The organism is Desulfonatronospira sp., from assembly GCA_003563255.1.
Taxonomy (GTDB): Bacteria; Desulfobacterota; Desulfovibrionia; order Desulfovibrionales; family Desulfonatronovibrionaceae; genus Desulfonatronospira.
Map to the genome: position 1 here is coordinate 1 of PWSL01000401.1, position 6219 is coordinate 6219.

Consider the following 6219-nt stretch of genomic DNA (forward strand, 5'->3'; position numbering starts at 1 on the left):
AGCCATGGCGGGGGTTCAGCGCTTGGCAGTGGGACTGTCCCCGCACTTATTTTTGAAAATCTCATGGCTGTAACTTATTCATCAGAAAAATAAGTGCGGGACTGTCCCAAGTGTGGGATACGAGCACTTCTTTATCTTGGGTTGCGGGCATAGTCCGCTTTAGCTGTAGTGTTCTGCTGCATTTCTTGAAAAGAGTGTATCTGTTTAGCGCTTTGCATGTGGCATGGGGACTGGCTCTTCCGGGACCCACTTGTCCCAGAAATCGAGTCATTTTGAGCACACAAATGATGCTCAAGTGGGTCCCGGAGTGCCTGTCCCCTGCTTTCCATAAAAGCGCTAAACAGATACAAAAGAGTTTAAAGACGGCTGAAGACATGTCAAGTAAAAGATTGTAAGGATTGCAAAAGTTTGTCGGGGATAGCTGTTCAGCGCTTTGCATGTGGCACGCGGTGCCTGTATCATAATTAGCGACTTACCGGTAACATCCAAACCCTCAAGACACCTTGAGTCCCATCCATTTATAGATAAGTTCCAGATCCAGGCTGGATCGGACCTGCTCAGCCAGGCGGTCCAGGGCCTGGTCCGGGTTGTAGATACAGCAGATGCGCTCTTTGGGTGTCAGTCCTTTGCGGCTGCGCAGGCTGTCGATGAACCAGCGTCTGAATTCGTCGGCATCGAAAATTCCGTGCAGGTAAGTACCCCAGACCAGCCCGCTTTCAGAGAGAATCCCCTCATTTTTCCCGTCAGGAAGCCGCAAGAGCGCCCGGCCCCCGAGACGGCTGACTCCATGGTGGATTTCATAGCCCAGGACATTGAGTCCGGACTGTATATGGGTGGCCTCCACCCGGGTCAGGGTTTTCTGGTGGGCCATTTCCGTATAAATATCCAGAAGGGCGGCGGCCTGCACTTTCTGTCCCGGGGATTCCAGCTCAAAGGGGTCGCTTATTTCATTACCAAGCATCTGCAGCCCTCCGCAGATGCCGATTATTTCCACCTTCTGCTCAGAGCCAAGTCTGGAAATGGCAGCCTTGAGCCCGGTCTGCTGCAGCCAGGCCAGGTCCTGGAATACGTTTTTGCTGCCGGGGATAATAACTGCATCCAGTCCCTGCAGGTCTTGAGGAGAACGTACTGTTTCCAGGCTTACGTCCGGTTCCAGACGCAGGGCGTCAAAATCGGTGAAATTGCTTATGTGGGGCAGATCCGCTACGCCCACCCGGACACAGTCTTCTGCCGGGCCGTTCTGGTCCTTAATGCCCTCTTTCCAGCCCACTGAATCCTCGTCCGGCAGATCCAGGTTCTGCAAGTAGGGCACTACTCCCACCACCGGCCTGCCGGTGTGCTGCAGGGTCAGTTCAAAGGCGTTTCCCAGCAGGGAGGCATCCCCCCGGAACTTGTTGACCACAAAGCCTCGGATGAGTTTTCGCTCCCACTCGGCCAGGACCTCCATGGTCCCGGCAAAGGAAGCGAACACCCCGCCGCGGTCGATGTCCCCCACGATGAGGACCGGAGAGCGGGCGTATTCGGCCATGGCCATGTTTACTATGTCGTGGCTTTTGAGATTTATTTCAGCCGGACTGCCGGCCCCTTCCAGGACCAGGACGTCGAATTCCCGGCCCAGGCTGTCATAGGCTTCCCTGGCGGCCTGGAATGCCTTGGGCTTGTAATCCACGTAACCTGTTGCACCCATGTTGCCCACTGCCTGACCGTTGATTATCACCTGACACCCGGTCTGGCTACTGGGCTTTAGAAGCACCGGGTTCATGCGCACGTCCGGCTCCAACCGGGCGGCCTGGGCCTGGACCACCTGGGCCCGGCCCATTTCACCGCCCTGGCTGGTGACAAAGGAATTAAGAGACATGTTCTGGGATTTAAAGGGCGCAGGCCGGTATCCATCCTGGAGCAGTATGCGGCACATGGCAGCGGCCAGGATGCTTTTGCCGGCATTGGAGCTGGTGCCCTGAAACATGATGGCCGGCGGTTTTGCTTTGGCCGGCCTGGGTGGTTTTGCAGTGAGAACGCTGTGCATGGCCCGGACAAGCATCTGGTTTTCCCGGGAAGAGCGCACCGCCACCCGCACGTGCCTGTGGTCCAGACCCTGAAAATTGGAGCAGTCCCTTACAGCCAGGCCATGCTTTTCAAGGAGTACGGCTGTTAGTTCTGAAGCTTCGGGCAGGCGCTCATCCAGCCCCAGGAGCAGGAAGTTGGCCTGTCCGGGGTAGATCTTTATGCCTGGAATCTCCCCCAGGCTTTGAGACAGGCTGTGGCGCTTCCGGGCGACGTACTTCCTTGTATTAAGCACAAAATCATGGTCCTGCAGGGCCTGCACCCCGGCGGCCTGGGCCAGAACGTTCACCGACCAGAAGGGCTGGATGCCTGATACGGCCCGGACAACCTCCGGGTCTGCCAGGGCCAGGCCCAGGCGCAGACCGGGCAGAGCGAACATCTTGGTCATGGACAAAAGGACCATGACATTAGAGGGACGGTTTTGCACCAGGCTGTCAAAATCAGGTACAAAATCGCCAAAGGCCTCATCCACTACAAAAAGGCTGTCTGGAAAGTCCGCGGCCAGGCTGCGTATCCCGGCTGCATCCACGTCTAAGCCGGTGGGGTTGTTGGGACGGCAGATAAAGACCAGATCCCGGCCCTGCAGATGAGGGGCAAGCTCAGCCGGATCCAGGGCAAAATCCACGGCCTGGTCCAGGTTGAATCGATGCACCTTAAGTCCTGCAGCAAGGCAGGCCCGGGCGTAATCAGCGTAGGTGGGGGCGGGTATCACGGCCCGCTTAAAATTCATGGCCAGCGGAAGCAGAGAAATGATCTCGGCTGTACCATTGCCTGCCAGGACCTCTTGCGGCCGGGTATTGTAGCGCCGGCAGGCGGCCTGGACCAGGTCGCAGGCCCCGGGGTCGGGGTAATGGGCCGCCTTTTCCAGGGTTGTGCTTATCAGCGGTCGCAGCCATTCCGGAAATCCCAGGGGATTGATGCTGGCGGAAAAGTCCACAATTGCATCAGGGCTAAGCCCGGACTTGCGGGCCAGGGCAGAGATGTCCCCGCCGTGGGGCTGCTGGGGGGATGTGCTCATGTCTTAGCCTTCGTGGGCATTTTCAATGCCCACTTCTTCAAAGGTTTTAATATCCGCCAGGATTCTGGTACAGGCATCCAGGATGTGCATGGCCAGGGCTGCACCTGTGCCTTCGCCCAGGCGCATCTCCAGATCCAGCAGGGGGGTCAGGCCTAAGTGCCTGAGCATGTACTCGTGTCCTGTTTCCCGGGAGCGGTGCCCGGCAAAGATATACTGCCCGGCTGCAGGGCATAGTTCGCAGGCTATCAGGGCCCCGGCGGTGGAGATGAGTCCGTCGCAGACCACCGGAATCTGTCTCGCTGCCGCGCCTATGACCAGGCCGGCCAGTCCCCCGATCTCCAGTCCGCCTACCCTGGCCAGAACGCCCATGGGGTCGGCAGGGTCCGGGCGGTTAAGATCCAGAGCCCTTTTTATGACTTGCGTCTTGAGTTCAAGGCCCTGCTCGTCCAGTCCAGTACCCGGTCCTACCAGTTCTTTGAGGGGCAGCCCGGAATAAACCGCTATAATGGCGGAAGAGGCAGTGGTATTGCCTATGCCCATGTCCCCGGTGCCCAGAAGATCCAGGCCCTGGCTCTCAGCCAGCTGGTTTGCAATGCCAATACCGGCCTCGACGGATGCTGCTGCCTCCTCCCGGGTCATGGCCGGGCCTGTGGCCATGTTGGCAGTGCCTTTGCGGATTTTTTTGTGCAGGATATCAAGTCCTGGATCAAAATCGTGGCTTACTCCCAGGTCGGCCACCCTGACCCTGGCCCCGGCGTGGGCAGCCAGGACATTTATGGATGCCCCGCCCTGGACGAAATTGTAGACCATCTGGGCCGTGACTTCGCTTGGAAAGAGGCTGACCCCCTCTTCCACCACCCCGTGATCACCGGCACAGGTGACTATTGTTTTCCGGTCAAGCTTTACATCCAGCCGGCCGCAGATGGAGGCCAGACGGGCCGCTGCCGGTTCCAGCCGGCCCAGACTTCCCCGCGGCCTGGCCTGGTTCGCCAGACGCTTCAGGGCAGCTGATTTTATTTCCTGGTCCGGCTGGGTTATGTTCTTAATGGTTTGCTCAAGTAGAGTCATTGGCTGTTCCTTTGGTTTGCAGGTGATTATTTCAATCTGAGAGGCATCCCGCTGACCACAAAATAGGCCTCATGGGCCAGGGATGCGGTCCGCTGGTTGATGCGGCCCATCATGTCCCGGTACCTGCGCGAAAGTGAGTCCCCGGGGACAAGGCCCATGCCCAGTTCGTTACTGACCACGAATACATGGCAGGGCGGGGCTGCAAGCAGGGCAAAGAAATTTTCCAGTTGCGGGCAGGTGTCTTCCTGCACAAGCTCCTGGTGCATGAGATTGCCCAGCCATACGGTGAGGCAGTCCAGGACTGCGGCCTGGGTGTCCCCGGGGAGTCTGGACAGGGCTTGTGCCGGGTCCAGGGGTTCTTCAACAGTAAAAAAGGACTGTCCGCGCTCCTGCTGGTGTCTCTGGATTCTCTGGTGCATTTCTTCATCCAGGGCCTGGGCCGTGGCTATAAACGCTTTTTGCTCAAAGGTCTGCATCAGCTGCAGGGCAAAGGAGCTTTTGCCGCTTCTGCATCCGCCGCAGATATACGTCACCCGGTTCACTGCCTGGCCTCCTGTATGGCCTTTAGAGAGCCCTGAAAATGTTTGCTGGAGAAGATTTCCAGGGTGACCACTAAGGGCGGTGTCTTGCTGTCAAAACTCGATAAGAGCCAGGCCAGCAGGTCCCTGTCCATGTGCTGCAGCCCTGTGTGATCCCGGCCCTCACTGTTTAAGGCATGCAGGTGAATTATCCGGGTATGCTCCAGCCACCTGTCCAGGCAGGCAGACAGGTCGTCGCCCCGGACCTGGAGGTGGCCAAGGTCCATGCACAGGGAAAAGCCCATCTCCAGCACCCAGGGCCAGATGAGTTCATGGTCGTAGTCTAAGTTTTCAATGCATAACAGCCCGGGTTCAACTTCCCGGGAAAGCTCTTCCAGGCTTTTGCGGCACTGCTCCTGCCAGGCGGGCAGGCAGTCTTTGTCCCCGGGAGGATCGTTCAGGTGCACTACCCAGCCCAGGGGATTCAAGGGCAGCATGAGTCCGGTGACGTACTTCCAGGTATCCACGCAATGGCGGCGCTGGTTTTCATCCCGGGAGCCCGGATACAGGTCCAGAGGCAGGTGCACGGTGTAGCTAAGGCCGGAGTCCTTTGCCAGAGACTGCATCAGGCGTACCTGGGATGCATCCGGGATGCTGGACTGTTCTCCGGACTCAAAAAGTATCAGTTCCACATCATCCACCTTGTCCTGAAGATAATACAGGTTGGGCAGGATGTGGTCCGGGATGATGTAGGATGTAGTCCCCAGCCGCCATGTGGAATTGGATTTTAAAGTCAATGAGTAACTCCTTATATTCCGGATATACGCAGGGTGTAAGCATTCAGGGGGCCTCGGTGGTGACTGCTGGCATCAGGCCGGGGACTGTCCCCAGGCCGTTTGCAGTACCCTCTGAATGGTTACCGCAGGATTATCAAACCACTATGGCGCAGATGGCGCACAGAGCGGCTGTTTCCACAACCTCTGTGGCTGCTCCCACTGTATCTCCGGTGATGCCGCCTATTTTTTTCAAACACCACAGGCTGAAAAGATATGCTGCCACAGCGCCCAGGATCAGGGCGGCCACGCCGGCACCTCCTGCCAGCAGAGATGCGATGCCTGCAATACCAAGGGTCCAGTATATGTCGGACCTGCGGCGACTGTTTATAAAGATGGAAGCCAGTCCGCCGGTGGAGCGGGCGTAGGGCAGCAGGGCCATACTGCACACCTGGGCCGCGCGCCCCAGTACCGGGGCCAGGACCAGGGCCTTCCAGGCGACCACCGGGGGCATGGAGGTCAGAGCGGCCCACTTTAGCCCCAGAACAGCAAAAAGGGCTACAACGCCCATGGTCCCCACGTGGCTGTCGCGCATGATGTCCAGGATTTTCTCCCTGGACCTGGCACTGAAAAAACCGTCAGCTGTATCAGCCACTCCGTCCAGGTGCAGAAAACCGCTCAGGCCGGACAAAGTTAGAATTCCAACTAAGGAGGCGGCCATGGGCGGCAGTCCCAGGAGCAGGGCCAGAGTGTATGCCAGTCCGGCACCCACACCGAT

General features: G+C 58.2%; 5 protein-coding genes. All 5 read right to left on the reverse strand.

Annotation, left to right across the window (positions count from 1 at the left end):
- Positions 1–493 precede the first annotated feature (493 nt).
- Positions 494–3082: a cobyric acid synthase gene (locus QZP87_RS11590; RefSeq protein WP_291323084.1), complete on the reverse strand. Its 2589-nt coding sequence runs from the start codon at positions 3080–3082 to the stop codon at positions 494–496.
- 3 nt (positions 3083–3085) lie between these two features.
- Positions 3086–4150: a nicotinate-nucleotide--dimethylbenzimidazole phosphoribosyltransferase gene (cobT, locus tag QZP87_RS11595; protein WP_291323085.1), complete on the reverse strand. Its 1065-nt coding sequence runs from the start codon at positions 4148–4150 to the stop codon at positions 3086–3088.
- Between the two features lie 26 nt (positions 4151–4176).
- Positions 4177–4692 carry a bifunctional adenosylcobinamide kinase/adenosylcobinamide-phosphate guanylyltransferase gene (cobU, locus tag QZP87_RS11600; protein WP_291323086.1) on the reverse strand — a complete coding sequence of 172 codons (516 nt, stop codon included), beginning with the start codon at positions 4690–4692 and terminating at the stop codon, positions 4177–4179.
- Positions 4689–5465, reverse strand: coding sequence for a cobamide remodeling phosphodiesterase CbiR (gene cbiR, locus QZP87_RS11605; protein ID WP_291323087.1), 777 nt, complete (start codon positions 5463–5465; stop codon positions 4689–4691). The genes cobU and cbiR overlap by 4 nt, the downstream gene beginning before the upstream one ends.
- 133 nt (positions 5466–5598) lie before the next feature.
- Positions 5599–6219, reverse strand: a 621-nt coding sequence (cobS, locus tag QZP87_RS11610) for an adenosylcobinamide-GDP ribazoletransferase (RefSeq protein WP_291323088.1), incomplete at its 5' end; no start/stop codon positions are given.